This is a genomic window from Rhabdobacter roseus (assembly GCF_014202275.1).
Classification (GTDB): domain Bacteria; phylum Bacteroidota; class Bacteroidia; order Cytophagales; family Spirosomataceae; genus Rhabdobacter; species Rhabdobacter roseus.
In genome coordinates, this window is sequence record NZ_JACHGF010000005.1 from 179,102 (window position 1) to 198,671 (window position 19,570).

The window sequence follows — 19,570 nt, forward strand, 5'->3', positions numbered from 1 at the left end:
TGATGGGAATAGATTTGAACAAATATGCGAAAAGCGGTGTATTCTAGCTATTCAAAGCCATAAAAAACATGCCTACCCGCCCCATCTACCTGGACTACAACGCGACCACGCCTCTGGACCCGCGCGTACTTGAAGCCATGTTACCCTGGTTTACGGAGCACTTTGGCAACGCCGCCAGCCGCACCCACCTCTACGGCTGGGAGGCCGAAGAAGCCGTAGTCCAGGCACGGAACCAGCTGGCAAGTACCCTGGGGGCGAGCGAAAAGGAAATCGTTTTTACGAGTGGCGCTACCGAAGCCAACAACCTGGCCATTAAGGGTACTTTTGAAGCCCGGCGGACGCAAGGTACCCACCATTATATTACGGTAGCGACCGAACACAAAGCGGTACTCGATCCCTTCCGGCACCTGGAGCAGTGGGGCGCTGACGTTACCTACCTTACTCCCAGCCCGGACGGGCTTATTAGCGCCGCCCAGATCGCCGAGGTACTTCGCCCCGATACGGTGCTGGTGTCGGTGATGTACGCGCATAACGAAATCGGCGTGGTGCAGCCTATTGGCGAAATCGGCGCCCTTTGCCGGGCGCACGGGGTACTTTTTCATACTGATGCCACGCAGGCCGTGGGGAAAATACCGGTTGATGTGCAGGCCGACGCCATTGATCTGCTGAGCTTGTCGGCACATAAATTCTACGGACCCAAAGGCGTGGGTGCGCTGTACGTTCGTAAAGGAGTGAAGCTGACCGCCCAACTGGACGGCGGCCGCCACGAGCGCGGCCTGCGCTCAGGTACCTTGAACGTACCGGGCATTGTGGGTTTGGGAAAAGCCTGCCAACTGGCTGCGCAGGAAATGAGTACCGAAAGCCCGCGCCTCAAGTATCTGCGGGATTTGCTGGAAGAAACAATCTTGCAACAAGTACCTGATACCCGCATCAACGGCCACAGGACGCACCGCCTGCCGCAGGTGACCAATATTTCGTTCGGTGGAGTGGACGGCGAGCAGCTTCTGCTCCACCTCAACCGCCTGGCGGTGTCTAGCGGCTCAGCCTGTACTTCCGCTTCGGTGGAGCCCTCCTACGTTCTGAAGGTACTTGGACTGGACGACGCCCTGGCCTACGCTTCGCTCCGCTTCAGCCTCGGGCGCTTCACAACCGAAGCCGAGGTGGTAGCCGCCGCCCGGCACGTACAGGAGGTAGTAGCCCGGATGCGGAACCAGGTACCTTTCGCGTAGTTTTTTTTCAAAGTACCCTTCCAAATAAAAAGCCCGTCCTCCGGGAGGACAGGCTTTTCTTTGGTACTTAGAAAATCCAAATGACTATTTACTTCTTCTTGGTTCCGACCAGGTTTGGCTCTTTGGACAGTACGATCAGATCCGCCACAATACGGCTCGTTTCGGTGAGGTAAATATCCTTTTTCTTAGCCTGGGTGGTTGGGGTACTTGGCGCATCTTCGTCCTCGTCTCCCTCGTCTTCACCCAGCTGGTTCAGCGCGGCACGTTTTTTCTCGGCCTCTTCACGTTCTTTTTTGCGCTTACTTTCCAGCAACGACACCGTTTTGTTTTCCCGGGCCTTGCGGAAACTCGCCAGGTCTTCTGCCAGCTTCTTCAGTTCTTCATCCGACTTCAGGCGCTGTTGGTAGTTATCGCGCAAACGAGCGACCAGCTTATCGCTGATGTTATTAGTCAGTTCATAGCGGGCAGAAGCGATCTGGTCCCAGGGCAGGGCGCTAGGTTGCGAGCCTTCGCCAAACTCATTGGCCGCAAAGGCGGTCGGCAGCTCCAGGTCGGGCATAACGCCGCGCAGCTGGGTGCTGCTACCATTCACGCGGTAGAACTTCGCTACGGTCATTTTCACCTGTCCCAGTTGCTCGCTTTCCTTGGGTGCCCACTGGTTCAGATCGATGAGCGTTTGTACGGTACCTTTGCCGTAGGTTTGCTCACCCACAATGATGCCGCGCTTGTAATCCTGAATAGCCGCCGCGAAAATTTCCGATGCCGACGCGCTGAAACGGTTTACCATCACGGCCAGCGGACCGTTATAAGCAATCATCGGGTCGGTGTCGGACTGCACTTCGATGTCTCCCATCGACTCCTTCACCTGCACCACGGGGCCTTTGTTAATAAAGAGACCCGTGAGCGAAATCGCCTCCACCAGGGAGCCTCCGCCGTTGTTACGCAGGTCAATTACCACGCCTTCCACGCCTTCTTTTTGCAACTCGGCAATCAGAGTTTGTACGTCACGCGTGGTGCTGGCAAACTCTTTCTCGCGCTGCTGGGCTCCTTCAAAATCCCGGTAGAAAATGGGAACGTCAATCACCCCAATCTTATAATCTTTGCCGTTCTGATTGATGGATACAATTTCTTTTTTAGCCCGCTGCTCTTCGAGTTTTACTTTCTCCCGGACAATCCGGATCTCTTTGGGCGGGGTGTTGGGCAGGGCATTGGCGGGCAAAATCTGCAGCCGAACCACGGTACCTTTGGCACCTTTGATCAACTTCACGGCATCGTCCACAAACCAGCCCACAATATCTACCATCTTGCCGTCATCTCCCTGCGCTACGGCCATGATACGATCTTCTTTTTTCACTTGCTTGCCTTTGAAAGCAGGCCCGCCAGGAATCACGTCTACAATTTTAATGTAGTTATCTTCCTCACGCAAGATGGCACCAATGCCTTCCAGCGACTGGCTCATATCCTGCTTGAAGCGATCCGCCGAGGTAGGCGACATGTAGTCGGTATGAGGGTCCAGCGACTCCGCAAAAGCGTTCATGTAAATCTGAAATACCTGCTCCGAACGGATACGCGCCAGGGCGCGGTCGCGGTTCTTATAGCGATCACGCAGGGTACTGGCCACGGTCGAATCGGGCTTCCCGGCCAGTTTCAGATCCAGGGCTTCGCTTTTGAGGTACTTCCGCCAAATATCGTTCAGCTCTTCGGCATTTTTGGACCAGGCCGCTTTTTCACGATCCGTATTCAAGGTTTCGTCCGTGGAGAAATCAAAGGGCTTCGTATCGGCCAGGAGCGTCTGAATGTAGTCGCTCCGCTCTTTATAGCGCTTCCGGAACAAATTATAGATTTCGTAGGGTACGTCCAGTTCGCCTTTGGTCAGGAAGTCGTCAAATGAGTAGCGGTGCTTTTCAAATTGCGCCACGTCCGAAGCCAGAAAGTACAGCCGACTACGATCTATATCGTCGAGGTACTTGGTATAGATCACCGAAGACAGCGAATCGTTCAGCTTGGTTTTCCGGTAATGATAGTTAGTCAGGATACGCGTAACGAGCTGCTCGGTCCGATACTGGGCATTGGTGGGTTTTAGCTCCTCCTCGATGGTCGTTGACGACGGGACAAACTCCGCCCTTTGCTCCGGCGCGGGGCCCCGTTGCCATCCCAGCAATACCACGGGTATCAGCGTGATCAGGTACTTTCTCATAAGCAATGTCTATTTTAGGATTTCTAATAACTCTACTTCAAAAACCAACGCCGAGTTAGGGCCGATGGCAGGTCCGGCGGCCCGCTCCCCGTAAGCAATCTGCGACGGTAGGTACAGCTTCCATTTGGAGCCTACGGGCATCAGTTGCAGGGCTTCCTGCCAGCCGGGAATGACGCCGTTGACCGGGAACTCGACGGGCTCGCCGCGTTCCACTGAGCTGTCAAAAACCGTTCCATCCACTAAAGTACCATGGTAGTGTGCTTTTATGCGGTCAGTTTCGGACGGTTTGGGGCCTTCCCCCATCTTGATAACTTCGTACTGCAAGCCGCTCTGGGTAGTTTGTACGCCGGTTCTGGTCTTGTTTTGGGCCAGGAATTTTTCCCCTTTTTCTTTATTTTCTCTCCCCACCCGGGAAGATTGCTCCTGAAAGTACTCCCCAATGCACTGGTTGGCCTGCTCGGCCGTCAACAGCGTAGTACCCCCCTTCAGGGTTTCGTTAATGGCTTTCATCAAAAGCTCCGTATTGATTTCGGCCAGGCCCTGCCCTTTCAGAGAGCCCGCTACGCTGATGCCAATGGAATAGGCTACGGAGTCAAGCTGGGTTTTCAGCACGGGGGCCACTGTGCTGGCCGCCGGTTTCTCGGCTTGGGTCGCAGGTTTGGCCGTTGAAGCGGGTTTGGGTGAAGTCTTAGAGGTTTGAGCTACGCTAAGGGTTGCCATCCAGGTAGTACAGGCTACGGTGGCTACTAAGGTTCTAAAAGGGATGTACATTCGATGGTTTAAAACTGCGGATTGAATACTAATTGAATAAGACGGATAAAAAACGAAAACATTTAGCTAAAAAACACAAGATAACCCTAAAAAAGTTTAAAGTGCAGCTAGTTAGGGTTAATTTAGCACTTTTAGGGTACCTGGATGGGTGAGCATTCTGAACTTAGAAAAGTATAATTTACTAAGTTCTATTTTTTTAAAATGAATAACTATATATTAAGGAAATAAAACCCTAAATTTGCGGCAGTTTTTCAAAAACGTACTTCTACATTCAAAATAAGTCAATTATACTATGGTATCTGTTAGACCGGACGAAGTTTCAGCCATTTTGCGTGAGCAACTTGCAGGCGCTAAAACGGAAGCCGAACTCGAAGAAGTAGGTACGGTGCTCCAGGTTGGTGACGGCGTGGCGCGCATCTACGGCCTTTCCAAAGTACAAGCCGGAGAGCTCCTGGTGTTCGAAAACGGGTTGAAAGCCTTAGCGCTTAACCTCGAAGAAGACAACGTTGGGGCGGTACTCCTGGGAGATTACAGTGAAATCAGCGAGGGTGCTACCGTGAAGCGCACCAAGGAAATCGCTTCGGTAAAAGTAGGCGATGGCATCGTGGGCCGCGTAGTAAATACGCTGGCCGAGCCCATCGACGGCTTAGGCCCCATCCAGGGTGAGCTGTTCGAAATGCCCGTGGAGCGCAAGGCACCGGGGGTTATTTTCCGCCAGCCCGTTACCGAGCCGTTGCAAACGGGTATCAAGGCCATCGACGCCATGATCCCCATCGGTCGTGGCCAACGCGAGCTGGTGATTGGTGACCGCCAAACCGGCAAAACGGCGGTTTGTATCGATACCATCATCAACCAAAAAGAGTTTTACGACAAGGGTGAGCCCGTTTTCTGTATCTACGTAGCCTGCGGTCAGAAGGCCTCTACCGTAAAGCAGGTAGAAGCCACGCTGCGTCGTTACGGCGCTATGTCCTACACGGTAATCGTAGCCGCCAGTGCTTCCGATCCTTCTCCCATGCAGTTCTTTGCTCCGTTTACGGGCGCTGCTATCGGAGAGTACTTCCGCGATACGGGCCGTCCGGCACTCGTGGTTTTTGATGACCTTTCCAAGCAAGCTGTAGCCTACCGTGAAGTGTCCCTGCTGCTTCGTCGCCCTCCCGGACGTGAGGCGTATCCCGGGGATGTATTTTACCTGCACAGCCGCTTGTTGGAGCGGGCCGCTAAGATTGTAGCCGATGACTCCATCGCGAAAAACATGAACGACCTCCCTCCCTCCCTGGCCAACAAAGTGAAAGGAGGCGGATCGCTGACGGCTCTCCCCATCATTGAGACCCAGGCGGGTGACGTGTCGGCCTACATTCCTACCAACGTAATTTCGATTACCGACGGACAGATCTTCCTGGAAAATAACCTCTTTAACGCCGGTATTCGTCCGGCCATCAACGTAGGTATTTCGGTATCACGCGTGGGAGGTAATGCGCAGATCAAGTCCATGAAAAAGGTAGCAGGTACCCTAAAGCTGGACCAGGCGCAGTTCCGCGAGTTGGAAGCCTTTGCCAAGTTTGGCTCTGACCTCGATGCCGCCACAAAACTGGCCATCGACCGGGGACGCCGTAACCTGGAAGTACTGAAACAACCTCAGTACTCGCCCGTCACGGTAGAACAACAGGTAGCCATCATCTATGCTTCTACGAAGGGGCTGCTGGACCGGGTACCCGTGGAAAAAGTACGGGAGTTCGAGGAAGAATTCCTGACCGTTTTGGCTGGGCAATACAGCGACACCCTGTCGGCTTTGCGCGCTGGTAAGCTCGACGACACGATTACTGGTGTAGTAGAACGAGTAGCCAAAGAGGTTGCGGCCAAGTACATAGCCTGATCATTGTCATTTATAGCGGGGTAAGAAGAGCGTGGAGAAGTACCCTACGAGTACTTGCCTCTCTCTTCTTCCCTGCCTTCCTCCTATTCATGTCTTAGTATGGCAAGCTTAAAAGAAGTACGTAACCGGATTGTTTCCGTCAATTCCACCCAACAGATTACCAAAGCGATGAAGATGGTGTCGGCGGCCAAGCTACGGCGGGCTCAGGACAGCATCATGCAAATGCGCCCTTACGCCCAAAAGCTCGGGGAAATGCTGGCGACGGTTTCGGCCGGTACGGAGACGGCTTTTGAAAGTCCGCTCAAGAAAGCCCGTCCGGTAGAGAAAGTACTGATGATCGTTGTGACTTCGGATCGGGGTCTGGCCGGCGCTTTTAACAGCAATGTACTGAAAGCAACCCTGAACCGCATCGAAGCCCGCTACGCCGAGCAGGCTCGCCGGGGTCAGGTGGAGATTTTGGCCATCGGAAAAAAAGGAGCCGAAGCGCTGGCTCGCCGAGGGTATAAAGTAGATACCCGTTATACGGATCTGTTTACCCGCCTTAGCTTTGTGGCCGTCAAAGAAGCCGCCGAACAGATTATGGCCGCCTACTCGGAAGGCCAGTACGATGCCGTAGAGCTGGTCTTCAACGAGTTCAAGAATGTGGCTACGCAAATCGTTCGGACCGAGCCGTACCTGCCCATCAGCAGCGACACCACGCCTGGTCCGGCGGGTAGTGCTTCGTCCGTAAACTACCTATTTGAGCCCTCCGAAGAAGAAATTATTACGGAGCTGATTCCCAAAACGCTCAAGGTCCAGCTGTACCGGGCCGTCCTGGAATCCAACGCCTCTGAGCACGGTGCCCGTATGACGGCCATGGACAAAGCAACCGATAACGCCCAGGAGCTTATCAAAGAGCTCAAGCTGGTGTATAACCGCACGCGTCAGGCAGCCATTACAAAAGAGATTCTCGAAATTGTGGGTGGTGCCGAAGCACTCTCCGCTTAGTAATGCTAAGCGTAGGGGAGCCAAAAAAAGACGCGGTAGTTGTACCGCGTCTTTTTTTGGCTCCCCATTCATATGAATAGAGTTCCAATTCAACTGCTCTTCGAACCGTCCGCGTAGTTTTTCCAAACAAAAGATATGATTTTGCACTTAGTCATCTATATTCAGGGATTCTTTGCTCACCTTATTTCTTTTTTGCATTGTTACTCAGTTATTCAATCCATTCCCAAACCAATCATGCGTAATTATTTAATGATCCGGCTTCTTTGTGTCGCGCTGCTCGCGACCGCCCTCCGTACGGCTTCGGCGCAAACCGTTGATGAGGTGATCGATAAGCACATTGCCGCCATGGGCGGAGCCAGCAAGCTTGCTAGTTTGAAAAGTATGAAGATGGAAGCCGCCGCCCAAGTGATGGGAATGGAATTCCCGTCTTCGACCACCGTAGTGCAGGGCCGCGGCCTGCGCAGTGAAACAACCGTGCAGGGCATGACCATCGTGAACGCACTCGATGGCGATAAAGGCTGGATGATCAACCCCATGGCGGGCCAGAATACGGCCGTTGCCCTACCCGAGGAACAAGTAAAGCTCTCAGCAGGGCAATTAGATCTGACTGGCCTTTACAATTACAAGCAAAAAGGTCACACCGCTCAATTGGCGGGGGAAGATAAGGTCAATGGCGCTCCGGTATACGTAGTAAAGGTAAAGCTCAACAACGGTATGGAGACCACTCATTACATTTCCAAGGAAACTAACTACATTCTGAAGACAGCCACGAACGTGCAGGCTGAGGGGCAGAATATGGTTGTGAACACCTCCTTTTCCAATTTCAAGCAAGTGGATGGGCTTACGCTCCCCTTCACCACCGAAATTGAGTCGGCAGCGATGCCTGGCGGAGCCATGACTATGACTATCAAGTCCGTGCAGGTGAATCCTACCGTCGATGAAAGCATCTTTGCCATGCCTAAAAACTAGGTACCTGGCTAATCTTTTTTTTAAGACAAAAGGCCTTCCTAAGTAGCGGAGGCCTTTGTGTTAATACAAGCAAGGCATTCCACATCATCAATAGAAGGAATTCCCCATCCGGCTTAAAGAAGGTACTTTAAAGGTATTGGAATGGTTATTTTGTTCTGAATGAACCAGATAATGATTCATTTTACTAAAACTTGATATCTTATGGCACGTCGAAGAGGAGAACCAGCTATACCCGCCACGGGAAAACCCATTATTGAACCCCCGGTGTATCCGTCCTACCCGACCAATACACCACCTTCATCCCCTCCTACCGTAGTTCCGAACCCGGAAGAGGAAGATGAGCGGGATCAGGATCGTACCAAAAAATAAAAATTACCTTCTAAGTACCTATGGGTCCGATCTTGAACTCAGCGAGATCGGATCTTTTTTTTAGGAAGCGAAACTTTTCTATGCGGATACATGTATATACATTAAATGTAAAAACATAAATCTTAAACAAAAATACACTATGGCAACCGCAACCAAAACCGTATGGTCTGTTGATCCCACGCATTCCGAAATCCAGTTCAAGGTAAAACACTTAGTGATTTCCACAGTTACGGGCTACTTCCGACAATTTGAAGGGACCGTAGAAACCGAAGGCGAAGATTTTGAAACGGCCAAAATCCAGTTTTCGGCCGACGTGACCAGCGTAGATACCAACATGGAGCAGCGCGACCAGCACCTGCGCTCCGCCGATTTCTTCGATGCCGAAAAGTACCCCAAGCTCAGCTTTACGTCAACGAACGTTACAAAAACCGGGGAAGATACCTACAAGATTCTGGGCGATTTGACAATCAAGGACGTTACTAAACCCGTGGAGTTGAAAGCCGAATACGGCGGCAGCATGGTGGATTTTTATGGTAACCACAAAGCTGGATTTGAATTAACCGGCAAGATAAACCGCAAAGAGTTTGGTCTTAGCTGGCATGCTGTAACCGAAGCCGGTGGCATAGTCGTAGCAGACGATGTAAAATTGGCCATTAATGTTCAGGTAGCTAAGCCCGCCTAAGACTTACGATTGCCTTCTTGCCAAAAATGCGCTCTTCTTTCCAGCAATCAGGGCGCATTTTTGGCATAATTTTTGCGCCTACTTTTATATACATGCAATAACCCTTTTTGTTAATTTGGTCTAGGCTTAGAAAAAAATAATTAAATAATAAATAGCAATTATTACTTGCATTTATGTTTATACAACAGTATATTTGGTTACTTAAAAAATAGAATCAAAGAAAATCTTTCTATTGTACAATAATAAGTATTATATTTGTAACCATTATTAGTATTTGCAGATTACTCAGAAGTTCATTTTACTCAACGTTATTTTTATTTCATGACAAAAAGCGATCTACTCTTTCATTACTCCCTCGTAGGAAGTGTCTTTTTCACTCCTACGGGGGAGTAATTGCCCGTAGCTACAAAATTGGCACTCTATTTGCTACGCCGACTATCGTCTACTTCCATGCCCGTAAGTCCCTTAAGGATACCCTCATACGGTACCGGCTACTTTATAGGATACAATATTTTCTTAAAGTCACCGTTTATTTATTAAAGTTAATTCCATTTAGGCACCATTAGGTACCTAGCTGCATTACAAGCGTGATTTCATTCTTTTGAAAACCATATTAGTATAGTGTGATGTAGTAAAGAGCCGGGCATTTTGTTCGGCTCTTTCTTTTTGTTCGGCCCAGGGTACCCGCACTTCAAAGTTTGTTTCCGACTCCACGATCTCCACTTTCTCCTTGCTGAGGTAGGTATATAACGCCTGCAAATTTTGTAGTCCCTGCTGGTTGGAGGTATCGGGCTGCTGCCGGTGGAGCGTAGAATTACTTACGTAAAGAAACCGGTCGTCGGCCCTGATCCTGATCTCCAGGGGGTATTGGGTACTTACGGTGTTGTGCTTGATGGCATTTTCAATCAAAACTTGCAAAGTAACGGGAACAATGAGCCGCTCGTAGGCCTTCTCCTCAATCGCCATGCTTACCCGCAAGGCCCCTTCGAAGCGGGTTTCGAGCAGTAAGATGTAGTTCTTGACGAATTCCACTTCGGTTTCCAGGGTCACGACGCCTTGCTCCTGGCTTTGCAACACGTATCGGTATACTTTGGAAAGCTGGCGCAAAAAATTCCGGGCTAGTAGCGGATTTTCCTGAATGAGGCCGTCCAGTGAAGCCAGGCTATTGAACAGAAAATGCGGATTGACCTGGTTTTTCAGGTTATCAAACTGTACCTGCGTTTTTTCACGCTCCAGGTGAGCGGCGCGTAAGGCGTTTTCTTTCCAACGCTTAAAAAAATGGTTGGCAATGAACCCCACATTCATCAGGGTACTTCCAAAAAAAGCCGTCAGTGCGATGAATATAAGGTTTAGCTTATTAAATTGAATGGCGTCAGGCGGGACAAAGTATACCAAAAAGAAAGTACCTACGATCAGCATGAATACCTTTAAAGTACCCCACCCAATGATGACCTGTAGCGCAATTCGCCTGGTCGTGCTCTTCTCGTAGGGCAAAATTTTATTTAAAGTATAATCGAGCCAGTAGTAGAAAGTCCAGATCAGATTGAGGATGGCGAACTGGACGAAAAAGTGAAAAATATGTTCCCTGAGTGTGATTTGCGGAATGGCCCAGTAGCGCGCCACAAAGCCCCCCAAGGACAACAATAGGAAGCCCGCCTCGACGTACTTATTGAACGGAATTTTCATGGCCGTGCGAAATAATAGCTCCATCTGACATTTCAATGATGCGGTCTCCCCCGGCGGCAAAGTCGGGGTCGTGGGTCACGGTGATGATCGTCTGGCCGTTTTCGCGGGCTATTTCCTTGAAAATATCAAAGACCATCTGGCTATTTTTTTTGTCCAGGTTGCCCGTAGGTTCGTCGCCCATCACGATGGTGGGGTCGTTGATCAGGGCCCGGGCAATGGCCACCCGCTGCTGCTGCCCCCCCGAAAGCTTGGCCGAGGCCTTGAGGGCGTGCTCCTGCATATCAACGAGCTTAAGCTTTTCGTAGGCCCGGTGCTCGACCTCCTTGCGGGGGTACTTTCCCAGCTTCAGGGCCGGCAGCATGACGTTCTGCAAAACCGAAAACTCGGGCAGCAGAAAATGAAACTGAAACACAAAGCCCAGGTGCTCGTTGCGAAAAGCCGCCAATGTATCCTGGCTGAGGCCCGTCAGCCGTTGCCCGTTCATCTCGATGGTCCCTTCGTAGTCGGTGTCCATGGTAGATAAAATGTATAACAGCGTCGATTTTCCACAACCCGACTTGCCCACGATGGACAAAAACTCGCCTCTTTGCACCTCGAACGTAATTTCTTTGAGTACCTGAAAACGCACCGGATCGGTAAAGTACTTGTTGACGTTCGTGGCGCTAAGCACCACGGGGCTTTTTTTCTCTGGACTCATTTTGGCGCTCATAGCGTTTGTACTTTTAGTGGTCAAACTACCCCCTCAAAACCGCAACGGGGTCAATTTTAGCAGCTTTTTTGGAGGGAAAGTACCCCGCCAGGACCGTGGTAATAACCCCGAAAGCGACTCCCAGCAGGTAGTAGCCGACGTCAAATTTCACCGGAAAGGTATCGATGGCCAGAAAATCGCCGGAATCGAACGGGGTGACCGACAGCAGGTAGCTTAGCGAGAAGCCAATCGTAACGCCCAGGATGGCTCCCAGAAGTCCGATAATCATGGATTGGATCAAGAATACCGCCACGACATCCCGGCCGTTGAAACCCGTTGCTTTCAGGATGGCGATGTCCTTCATTTTGTTGATTACGTTCATATTCATGATGTTGTAAATCCCGAAGCCCGCTACCACCAGCAGCGTAAAGGATACCACAAACGTCATGACGCCCCGGATTTGCTCCCCCGCCAGAATGGCCTGATTGGCCGCGGCCCAGTCTTCTACCTTGTAGTCGTACTGCCGCGCCAGCTGCTTCCCAAAGTCAATGGCCTGCAAGGGGTCTTTCATTTTGATGTGCAGGTCGGTGATGTAGTTGGCGTCCTTCTGGATCAGCTCCTGTACTTTGGGCATATTGACGTAGCCGCGGGCGTCGTCGACGGTCTGGATGCCGAAGCTAAAAACGCCTACTACCCGCAGCAGGGCCGTTCCGCCCGTAGAGGAGGTGACGTTCACCTTGTCGCCCACCTTCAGGTTGAGCTTCCGGGCCAGTAGTCTACCCAGAATCACACCGTTGGCGTTGGCGCGGAGGTCTTCGATGTTTCCGGACTTCATGCGCTGGCTGAGGCGGTAAAGCTTCTCCTCGCGCAGTACATCCACCCCGGCCAAAGTACCCGGAATGGGCACCGAGCCCACGTTGAAAAAAACCTGGGTACTTACCTGCGGCGATACGCCCAGTACCTGCGGCTGCGCCTCGATGTGCCGGGCTATCACCAGGCCATTCTTGATTTTGGCGAGCTCCTGCTTGGGTTTTTGGTGGTGAATGACGTTGAAGCCGTCGGGGCGGAGGGTTTCGATTAGGCTGGGGCGGTCGGAGGTCAGCTGCTTGTAGATCCGGACGTGCGGCGAGGCATCCAGGGCGGAGTCTTCCAGAAACTGGTTGACGCCCTGCATGAAGCTAATCATGACGATGAACATCGCAATACCAAACGTAACGCCCAGCATGGCCACCAGGGTTTGCTTTTTCTTAGAAAGCAGGTGCGTTTGGGCAATGGTGTAGGCTATTTTCAGATCCATCTTGTCATTCGTATTTTAAGTACTTCAATCGCTAACTACCCGGCGGGGAAAGTACCCCGCTCAGGTACCTTGCATCGCTTTGCTCAGGGCTTGAAAAGCAACGTTTGCTCGGTAAGGCCACCCTTTACCTCCACCAGATCCAGGTTTTCGGTTCCTTTTACAAACCGTATTTTCTTTTTTTCACCGTCCTGCTCCACCCACACGCTATCGTTGCCAACCACGTACGACTTCGGGATCGTCAGCGCGCGCGGGTTGTGCGACACCACAATGTTGGCCTCCACGGTGAGGCCGTAGTAGCCGTCAGGTACCTCGTCGGTAAAGTGCGCATCGACGCGGAACGTCTGATCCAGCTTATTGATCGAAGGATAGAGCTTGGCTACCTGGGCTTTGTACACTTTCTGGTCAAAGGCATCTACCTTGATCAGTATCTCCTGCCCTACTTTTACTTTGGTAAAATCGCTCTCATCCACGGCCATCTGTACGTAAGCTTCCTTGCCGCTACCCAGCAGCGCCATCGCTTCGGTGCGCCGCACCAGCTCGCCGGGCTTTTTATAGATTTCGTACACCTTTCCCGCTTCAAAGCTGCGCATCCGGAAGTTGCGCGCGTCTTCGGCCGTGACACGGTACTGGCTCCGGGCGTTTTGTAGCTCTACGTACAGCTGATTGCGCGTGCGTTGCAGGGTTTGCTGCCGGGCGGCCACGTCATTGCGGGTCGTTTGGTAGGCCAGCTCTGCCCGCTCGAACTCGGCGCGGGAGGTCGCATTCTTTTCGTACAAATCTTTCTGTCGCAGGTAGTTGATGGAGTCGTTGGCCAGGCGCGTGCGGGCGTTTCGTACCTGCACCTCCAGCTCCGTCAGCGCCGCCGAGTTGGTTGACAAGTTCGCTTCGGACTGCCGGTATACGTTGGTAGCGGCCTGCGAGCGGGCTTCCATCGCGCCGCTTTCCAGCACAAAAAGCAGCTGATTTTGACCTACGGAATCCCCTTCGTTGACCAGTTGCTGCGTCAGTACCCCGTCGGCCTGGGCAAAAAGCTTGTATTCGTTTTGGGGGTACACGTTGCCCGAGGCGTACACGGCCTCGGTGAGTTCCTTGTAGGCAGGGTGAATGCCCTCCTCGCCCGAGCCGCAGGCGACCAACGTAAGGGCTAGCATACTGAATAGGTACTTGGCTTTCATGGAATACGCTTTTGAAAATAAACTGAATGGCTAGAAAGACTAAACGGAGGTACTTGGGCTACTGCCGGGTACGCAGCAGCGCCCCGTAGATCATGCCGTCGGCCAGGGTGCGCAGGTACCGGTTTTGGGCCTGTAGGTTTTCGTTAAAAATGTTTAGGTACTGGTCGTAGGTATACACGCCCGCCTGGTACTTGATCAGGGCCAGATCCACGTTTTGGGTAGCCAGTTCCATATTTTCCCGGTTCAGCGTCAGCGACCGGCTGGCCTGGGTAAACGACGCCAGCCACTCGTCGTCCTGGGCCTGCTGGCGTTTTTGCTCCGCTTCGAGCTCCGTACGGGCCACGAGGGTACGTACCCTGGCACGTTCCACGCTGCGCAGCCGTTGGCCCCCGTTGAAGATAGGTACATCCAACCGCACGCCCACCAGCCCAATGGTAAACCAGGGTTCACCAACGTTCAGGAAATTGAACGCATCGCGCTGCGCTTGCACCGTGTGCCGCCCGTAGAGCGACAGCTGCGGCAGGCGCGTGGCCTGCTCCCGGCGCGTCATGGCCTCGTAGTAGCTTAGCTGGCTGGTGCGCAGCCTGACCTGGGGGTAGCTGTCGAGGGTACCTAGCCGCTCTTGCGGCGGCCCCAGCTCCGTCCAGCGCTGGGCGGCCTCGGCGGGTACCTCTACCTCCTGCCCTACCAGCAGGCTTAGCTGGCGGCGGTTGTTGAGGTAGGCCAGCTGGTTTTGCTCCAGCTGGTCGGCCAGCGACAGGCGGGTACTTCTGATTCGGTTCAGGTCCAGCTGCTCGATGACCCCGGCGCGGTAGCGCTCGTTGGCCAGAGTGAGCAGGGTATCGGTACTTTGTAGATTTTCTTCCGAAATACGCACCGCTTCGCGGCTAAGGGCCGTGAGGTAGTAGGCCCGTATGACCTGCGTGCTAAGCTGCTCCTGCTGGGCTTGGGCCTGGAGGTCGGCGGTTTGGCGGTTGAGGTCGGCCAGGCGTACCTCGTGGCCCAGTACCGGGTTCCAGAGGGCGTAGTTGGCCTCTACGGCCGCCGAAAGAATGTACGGCAGGCCAAAGCGCAGCTTTTGGTACTCGCCCGGCGGCCCGCCCAGAAACTCGGCCGGTACCAGCTGCACGGGCAGCGCGTAGTTAAAGTCCAGGGAGCTGTAGGCCCTCAGCGTAGGCAAGCGCCCGGCCCTGGCTACCTCTACCGCCCCGGCCTGCCACTGCGCCGTTTGGCGGGCCGCGCGCAGGTCAGGGTTGTGCTGCTCGGCCAGCGTAAGGGCTTCCTCTACGCTACGAAGGGTACTTTGGGCCTGGATTCGATGCCCGAAAAGAAAGACGAAAAGCAAAAAAAAGGAAAGTCGTTTCATGGTATTGGCAAAGCTAGGGGCGCGTGATTCCCGGCCCGATTGGCTTCCCAAAAGTCCGGCAAAGTACCCAAACCAGAAAAAGAATAGAGACGAACCGCCAAAAAACCGGGATGAAACGGCCGCCGGGAAGTATCGTATCACGCCAGCTACCTACCGGGCCCAGGCCGGGACCCCCGTAGCGGCGTTGAAAAGCTCGTCGAGGTAGTAGTCGCGGCGGGAGCGGCGGTCGCAGTCGGAGGTGTTGTCGATGGGGTAGGCGCAGGGTTCGTACGGGCCGTTCAGGCGCGTAGTCATGAGGCTGGCCGGGGCGGCGTTGGGGAGGAGGTCGTTGCGGTGCTCGCGACCCAGGAAGCAGTGCGCCAGCTCATGAAATACCAGCGCTTCGCGGTTCTGGTCGTAGGTACCCATCCAGCAGGCGCTGCTTTCTACCAGCGTGATGCGCCGCTGCCCACCCGGCCGCGCTGGCTTGAAGTAGGCACCGCATACGTCGTCCCCGCCCGGCGGCTGGGCCTGCAAGCTAACGATGAGGTTATCGAGCGTAACAACGACGCCCCGCTTTTGGCCCTCTTCCACAAAACGCGCCACGTAGGGCGCTACCGAGGTAGGTACTTCGTACCGCGTGGGTTCGGGCGGTTCTTTGCCGGCGCAGGCGGCCAATCCCAAAAGCAGCAGGTAGGTAAGGTACTTGATCATCATTTCAAGCTGGTTATAAAAAGGATTGAAACTAAATCAAGCACCTGATTATCAACAGCACTACTACTCTCCTTTTTTCTTATTGGAGAAAAGTCTTTTGTAACGGTACTTGGCTCCGTAAATGGGAATGAAGGACAGCAAAAATTCCTTTCCCGACATGCCCAAGTACCGCATCCGTATGATGGCCAGGATGGGGATGAAGAGAATAATAAGCAGTGTGCCGCCCATTTCCATGACCTTCTCGGCATACCCTTCGGGCACGATCAATGAAAGTAGGCCCAGCGAAACCGCCCCGCCGATCAGTAGTCCGAGGTACTTTGCTCTTGTCATCTTTTTAGTTGAATAGAGGTGAATGGATACCAGCAGGCGGGTACTTCCCACCGCTTCTTTTGCTCTTAAAAGTACGTATTTTCTCTAAACTACCCTACCAGCTATACACCCACACGTAGGTAGTGTAGCGGGTGGGAGGTGGATCGTGAAAGGCCCGGTCGCCGATTTTCTCACCCACGCGGTTGGTGAGCCGTAAGCCTTTTTGAAAAAAGATCGGGTCATCCTCGTGGAAGCGGTAGGCCGAGAAGGCGTTCGTCTCGGCGTTGAAGTGCGTCAGCCCCGCTACGGGGTTGTGGTAGCGCCCCTTGTGGAAGTAGTACGTACCCAGAAAATAATCTTCCAGGCCCGACGACAGGAACATCGGCTGGCTGGCGCCGTTGAGGTAGGCACGCACGCAGGCTTCCTGGTAGCTGAGGTCTTTCCAGCGGTCGTTGGGGTTGGGCAGGGTACGTAGCCCCTGGGCGGCCATCGTCACGAGGTAGAGCGCTCCGGCCCCTTTGACGTCACATAGGGCAAATTCCTCAAACGGCTGAAACACCTGCTCCTGTACTTTGTAGAGCTTGAGGCGAGCCTTGTCTGGCAGGCGTACGCCGCCCAGCTCCACCGGCAGGTGTTCGGTACCCCGGATGATCCACCAGAAGGACGGGTTGTCCTCGGCCTCCGGCGCGCGCTGGGCCGTGACCCGAATCTTTTTTCCAAAAGGAATCCGAAAGGTATTGTACACGCCGCTCTTGTCGCCCGTTTTGCCCATGCGGGCCACGCCCCAGGGAGCATCGCTGTCGTTGAAGCCGATGCCGTGTCCCAGAAACAGCTCCATCTCAATGGAAGCCGTGGTTTCGTTGTCGACGTACACCCGAATCAGGGTTTGCTCCACGCCTTTGAAAGCTCCGCCAAACCACATGTGGGTGAGGCAACCTTGGCCCTGGTACTGAAAGAGCTCGGCCTCCACGCCTTTTCCAAGTACCTTTTCCTCCTTGCCCATGGTCCCGAAGGTCTTGAGCGTACTGAACGACTGCGCATAGCTGCCAGGTACCCTAAGGACCAAGAGCAGCACCAGTACTCTCCATTTTGTCATGGTTTTATTTTTTGTAAATTAATAGTATCTGCCCACGTACTTATTCTCCACAATCGCCTTGCGCATTGGGTAGGGATCAATGGTACCTTGCCTGGCGTAGACAATCTTGCCGCCGGGCTCGACCAGGATCGTGTACGGCAGCGCGCCCTGCCAGTTGGGATCGATGGCCTCGATGAGCTTGTACTTGTCCTCAAAGCTGATGAGGTAGTTTTTCGTGGAAGCCATTTTCCCCTGCAAGAACTTAAGTACCTTGTCGCGCTTATCGGGCGTGTCGGCGCTGATGGTCACGAGCTCGAAGTCACGCTGGCGGTACATGTGGTGGATCGTCATGAAGTCAGGAAACTCCGTGACGCAGGGCCCGCACCAGGTAGCCCACACGTTGATGAGCCGCAGCTTATCCGACTTGTTCTGGAGCAGCTCCCGGATGCCCGCCTCGTCGATCATCTCCACGGCCACAGGCTCTTTGGCCCAGGCTTTTTTCTCGTCCTCTACGCTCGGGCGTTTGTCGGCCCATTTCAGGGAGCAGCCAAAGGTCTTGGTCGTGGCCACGGGTACTTCCTTCCCGGCCAGCAGGGCTTCAAGGGCGTTGCGGGCATCGGTATGGTTGGGCGTACCGCTGGGTTTTTCCACGTCGTCGATCCGGCCCTGGTACCTTAGTTTTCGGGCTTTGTCAAAAATAAAAATATGCGGCGTAGCCACGGGGCCGTAGGTTTGCGCCGTCAGCTGCTTGTCGCCGTCGTAGAGGTAGGGAAAGGGGTACTTTTTCTCCTGGGCGCGCAGCTTCATTTCTTCGTAGGTATCGTTGAGGTCGGAATATCCCAGCTCATCGAGCCGCACGGCCAGGGGGTCGTTGGGCGAAATGGCTACTACGGCCACGCCCCGGCTTTTGTACTCCTGCGCCAGCTTGATGAGGCGGTCCTCGTAGGCCTGGGCCGTGGGGCAGTGGTTGCAGGTGAAGACCACCGCCAGCAGCGAGGCGTCCTTGAAAGTACCCAGCGAGTAGGTTTTGCCATCGACGCCGGGTAGTTGGAAGTCGGGCGCGGCGGCCCCGATGGCCAGCGGCTGGGCGTGCTCCTGGGCCGTGCTGCTCAGCGCCAGAAGCAGCCAGCCAAGCAGTAAGGTACTTTGACGAATCCGTGGTATCATGGTTTCATGTAAGGATTTAGTACTGAAAACACTTTACTCCTATTGCTAAAAGGAAGATCTCCGCCTTCTTACTGCCTGGCAGGTACTTTTATCCAGGACTATCGGCTACAAACTACCCGTTTTGCCGCCATCCACGGGCAGGTTCACGCCGCTGATGCTGGCTGCCGCCGGGCTGCACAGAAAGGCCACCGCTGCCGCTACTTCTTCGGGCTCCGCAAAGCGACCACTGGGAATTTCGGCTTCCATCTGGGCGGCGATCTGCTCCGGCGTTTTGCCCTGCTGCTCCGAGCGCATGGCCAGTACGGCGTCCAGCCGGGCCGTGCGCGTATAGCCGGGCAGGACGTTATTCACGGTAATGCCGTGTTTGCCCAGCTCCAGCGAGAGGGTCTTGGCCCAGCTGGCTACCGCGCCCCGAATGGTATTAGACACCCCCAAGCCCACGATAGGCTGCTTCACGGAGGTACTGATGATGTTCACGATCCGGCCGAAGCCCGCCTTTTCCATGCTGGGTACTACGGCCTGCACCAGCAGCTGGTTGTTGACGAGGTGCATCCGGAAGGTTTGCATAAACTGTTCTACGTCCGCCTCGATGATGGGCCCACCCGCCGGGCCGCCCGTATTATTCACCAGGATATGTACCTCAGGTACCAACCTCAGGTACTCGTCGATGGCTTTTTTCACGGCTTCGGAGTCTGAAAAATCGGCCACTACGTACCGGTGAAGTTGCCCTTTGGCGGTATCCAGCGTATCTACGGTATCCATTAGTTTTTGTTCGTCGCGGGCGATCAGCGTCACGTTGGCACCCATTAGCGCTAGCTCCACCGCCGAGGCGTAGCCAATTCCCTGGGTACTTCCGCACACGAGCGCGGTCTTTCCGGTAAGATCTAGGTTCATACGAGCTGAAAATAGGTAGTTGGTTTGGTTTATCGGTTCACTCCTACCAATAACCCCGAAAGTACCCCCGTGGATTTCAAAGGTACCTGGTTTATTTTTTTGTATAAAAAAAACCGCCGGAACCCGGTAGGATACCAGCGGCC

Annotated in this window: 17 protein-coding genes; 5 read left to right on the forward strand and 12 right to left on the reverse strand. The window is 53.7% G+C overall.

Going from position 1 to position 19,570, the window contains the following annotated elements:
- Positions 1-68: 68 nt before the first annotated feature.
- Positions 69-1,229, forward strand: coding sequence for a cysteine desulfurase family protein (locus HNQ92_RS17055; protein ID WP_184175377.1), 1,161 nt, complete (start codon positions 69-71; stop codon positions 1,227-1,229).
- An 88-nt stretch (positions 1,230-1,317) separates the two neighbouring features.
- Here the strand turns inward: HNQ92_RS17055 and HNQ92_RS17060 are convergent, their stop codons facing one another.
- Both HNQ92_RS17060 and bamJ read right to left on the reverse strand, forming a co-directional pair.
- Positions 1,318-3,426 carry a carboxy terminal-processing peptidase gene (locus HNQ92_RS17060; protein ID WP_184175379.1) on the reverse strand — a complete coding sequence of 703 codons (2,109 nt, stop codon included), beginning with the start codon at positions 3,424-3,426 and terminating at the stop codon, positions 1,318-1,320.
- A 9-nt stretch (positions 3,427-3,435) separates the two neighbouring features.
- Positions 3,436-4,146, reverse strand: coding sequence for a BamJ family beta-barrel-assembly machinery protein (gene bamJ / locus HNQ92_RS17065; RefSeq protein WP_246440325.1), 711 nt, complete (start codon positions 4,144-4,146; stop codon positions 3,436-3,438).
- Positions 4,147-4,489: 343 nt separating this feature from the next.
- Here bamJ and atpA point away from each other — a divergent pair, with 343 nt between their 5' ends.
- The 4 genes from atpA to HNQ92_RS17085 all read left to right on the forward strand — a co-directional run bounded on the left by atpA (position 4,490) and on the right by HNQ92_RS17085 (position 9,077).
- Positions 4,490-6,070, forward strand: a complete 1,581-nt coding sequence (gene atpA / locus HNQ92_RS17070) for a F0F1 ATP synthase subunit alpha (protein ID WP_184175383.1) — start codon at positions 4,490-4,492, stop codon at positions 6,068-6,070.
- 99 nt (positions 6,071-6,169) lie between these two features.
- Complete coding sequence (gene atpG, locus HNQ92_RS17075) at positions 6,170-7,057, forward strand: ATP synthase F1 subunit gamma (RefSeq protein ID WP_184175385.1); 888 nt, start codon at positions 6,170-6,172, stop codon at positions 7,055-7,057.
- Between the two features lie 234 nt (positions 7,058-7,291).
- The gene (locus HNQ92_RS17080; RefSeq protein ID WP_184175387.1) at positions 7,292-8,026 is read left to right on the forward strand and encodes an outer membrane lipoprotein-sorting protein; all 735 of its coding nucleotides are present in this window, start codon (positions 7,292-7,294) and stop codon (positions 8,024-8,026) included.
- Positions 8,027-8,534: 508 nt separating this feature from the next.
- Complete coding sequence (locus HNQ92_RS17085; protein ID WP_184175389.1) at positions 8,535-9,077, forward strand: YceI family protein; 543 nt, start codon at positions 8,535-8,537, stop codon at positions 9,075-9,077.
- 579 nt (positions 9,078-9,656) lie between these two features.
- Here HNQ92_RS17085 and HNQ92_RS17090 read toward each other — a convergent pair.
- The 10 genes from HNQ92_RS17090 to HNQ92_RS17135 all read right to left on the reverse strand — a co-directional run bounded on the left by HNQ92_RS17090 (position 9,657) and on the right by HNQ92_RS17135 (position 19,427).
- Complete coding sequence (locus HNQ92_RS17090) at positions 9,657-10,787, reverse strand: sensor histidine kinase (protein ID WP_246440328.1); 1,131 nt, start codon at positions 10,785-10,787, stop codon at positions 9,657-9,659.
- A complete protein-coding gene (locus tag HNQ92_RS17095) occupies positions 10,744-11,460 on the reverse strand; it encodes an ABC transporter ATP-binding protein (protein WP_221307475.1) in 717 nt (238 codons plus the stop codon). Before HNQ92_RS17095 ends, HNQ92_RS17090 begins: the two co-directional genes overlap by 44 nt.
- A 37-nt stretch (positions 11,461-11,497) precedes the next feature.
- Positions 11,498-12,748 (reverse strand): ABC transporter permease, encoded by a 1,251-nt coding sequence (locus HNQ92_RS17100; protein ID WP_184175393.1) that lies wholly within the window; start codon positions 12,746-12,748, stop codon positions 11,498-11,500.
- An 83-nt stretch (positions 12,749-12,831) separates the two neighbouring features.
- Positions 12,832-13,923, reverse strand: a complete 1,092-nt coding sequence (locus tag HNQ92_RS17105; RefSeq protein WP_184175395.1) for an efflux RND transporter periplasmic adaptor subunit — start codon at positions 13,921-13,923, stop codon at positions 12,832-12,834.
- Between the two features lie 58 nt (positions 13,924-13,981).
- Positions 13,982-15,289 carry a TolC family protein gene (locus HNQ92_RS17110; RefSeq protein ID WP_184175397.1) on the reverse strand — a complete coding sequence of 436 codons (1,308 nt, stop codon included), beginning with the start codon at positions 15,287-15,289 and terminating at the stop codon, positions 13,982-13,984.
- Positions 15,290-15,439: 150 nt separating this feature from the next.
- Positions 15,440-15,985 (reverse strand): hypothetical protein, encoded by a 546-nt coding sequence (locus HNQ92_RS17115; RefSeq protein WP_184175399.1) that lies wholly within the window; start codon positions 15,983-15,985, stop codon positions 15,440-15,442.
- Positions 15,986-16,045: 60 nt separating this feature from the next.
- The gene (locus tag HNQ92_RS17120; protein WP_184175401.1) at positions 16,046-16,312 is read right to left on the reverse strand and encodes a hypothetical protein; all 267 of its coding nucleotides are present in this window, start codon (positions 16,310-16,312) and stop codon (positions 16,046-16,048) included.
- Between the two features lie 94 nt (positions 16,313-16,406).
- A complete protein-coding gene (locus tag HNQ92_RS17125; RefSeq protein ID WP_184175403.1) occupies positions 16,407-17,387 on the reverse strand; it encodes a DUF2961 domain-containing protein in 981 nt (326 codons plus the stop codon).
- Positions 17,388-17,405: 18 nt separating this feature from the next.
- The gene (locus HNQ92_RS17130) at positions 17,406-18,533 is read right to left on the reverse strand and encodes a redoxin domain-containing protein (RefSeq protein WP_184175405.1); all 1,128 of its coding nucleotides are present in this window, start codon (positions 18,531-18,533) and stop codon (positions 17,406-17,408) included.
- 105 nt (positions 18,534-18,638) lie between these two features.
- Complete coding sequence (locus HNQ92_RS17135) at positions 18,639-19,427, reverse strand: SDR family oxidoreductase (protein WP_184175407.1); 789 nt, start codon at positions 19,425-19,427, stop codon at positions 18,639-18,641.
- Between the last annotated feature and the right edge of the window lie 143 nt (positions 19,428-19,570).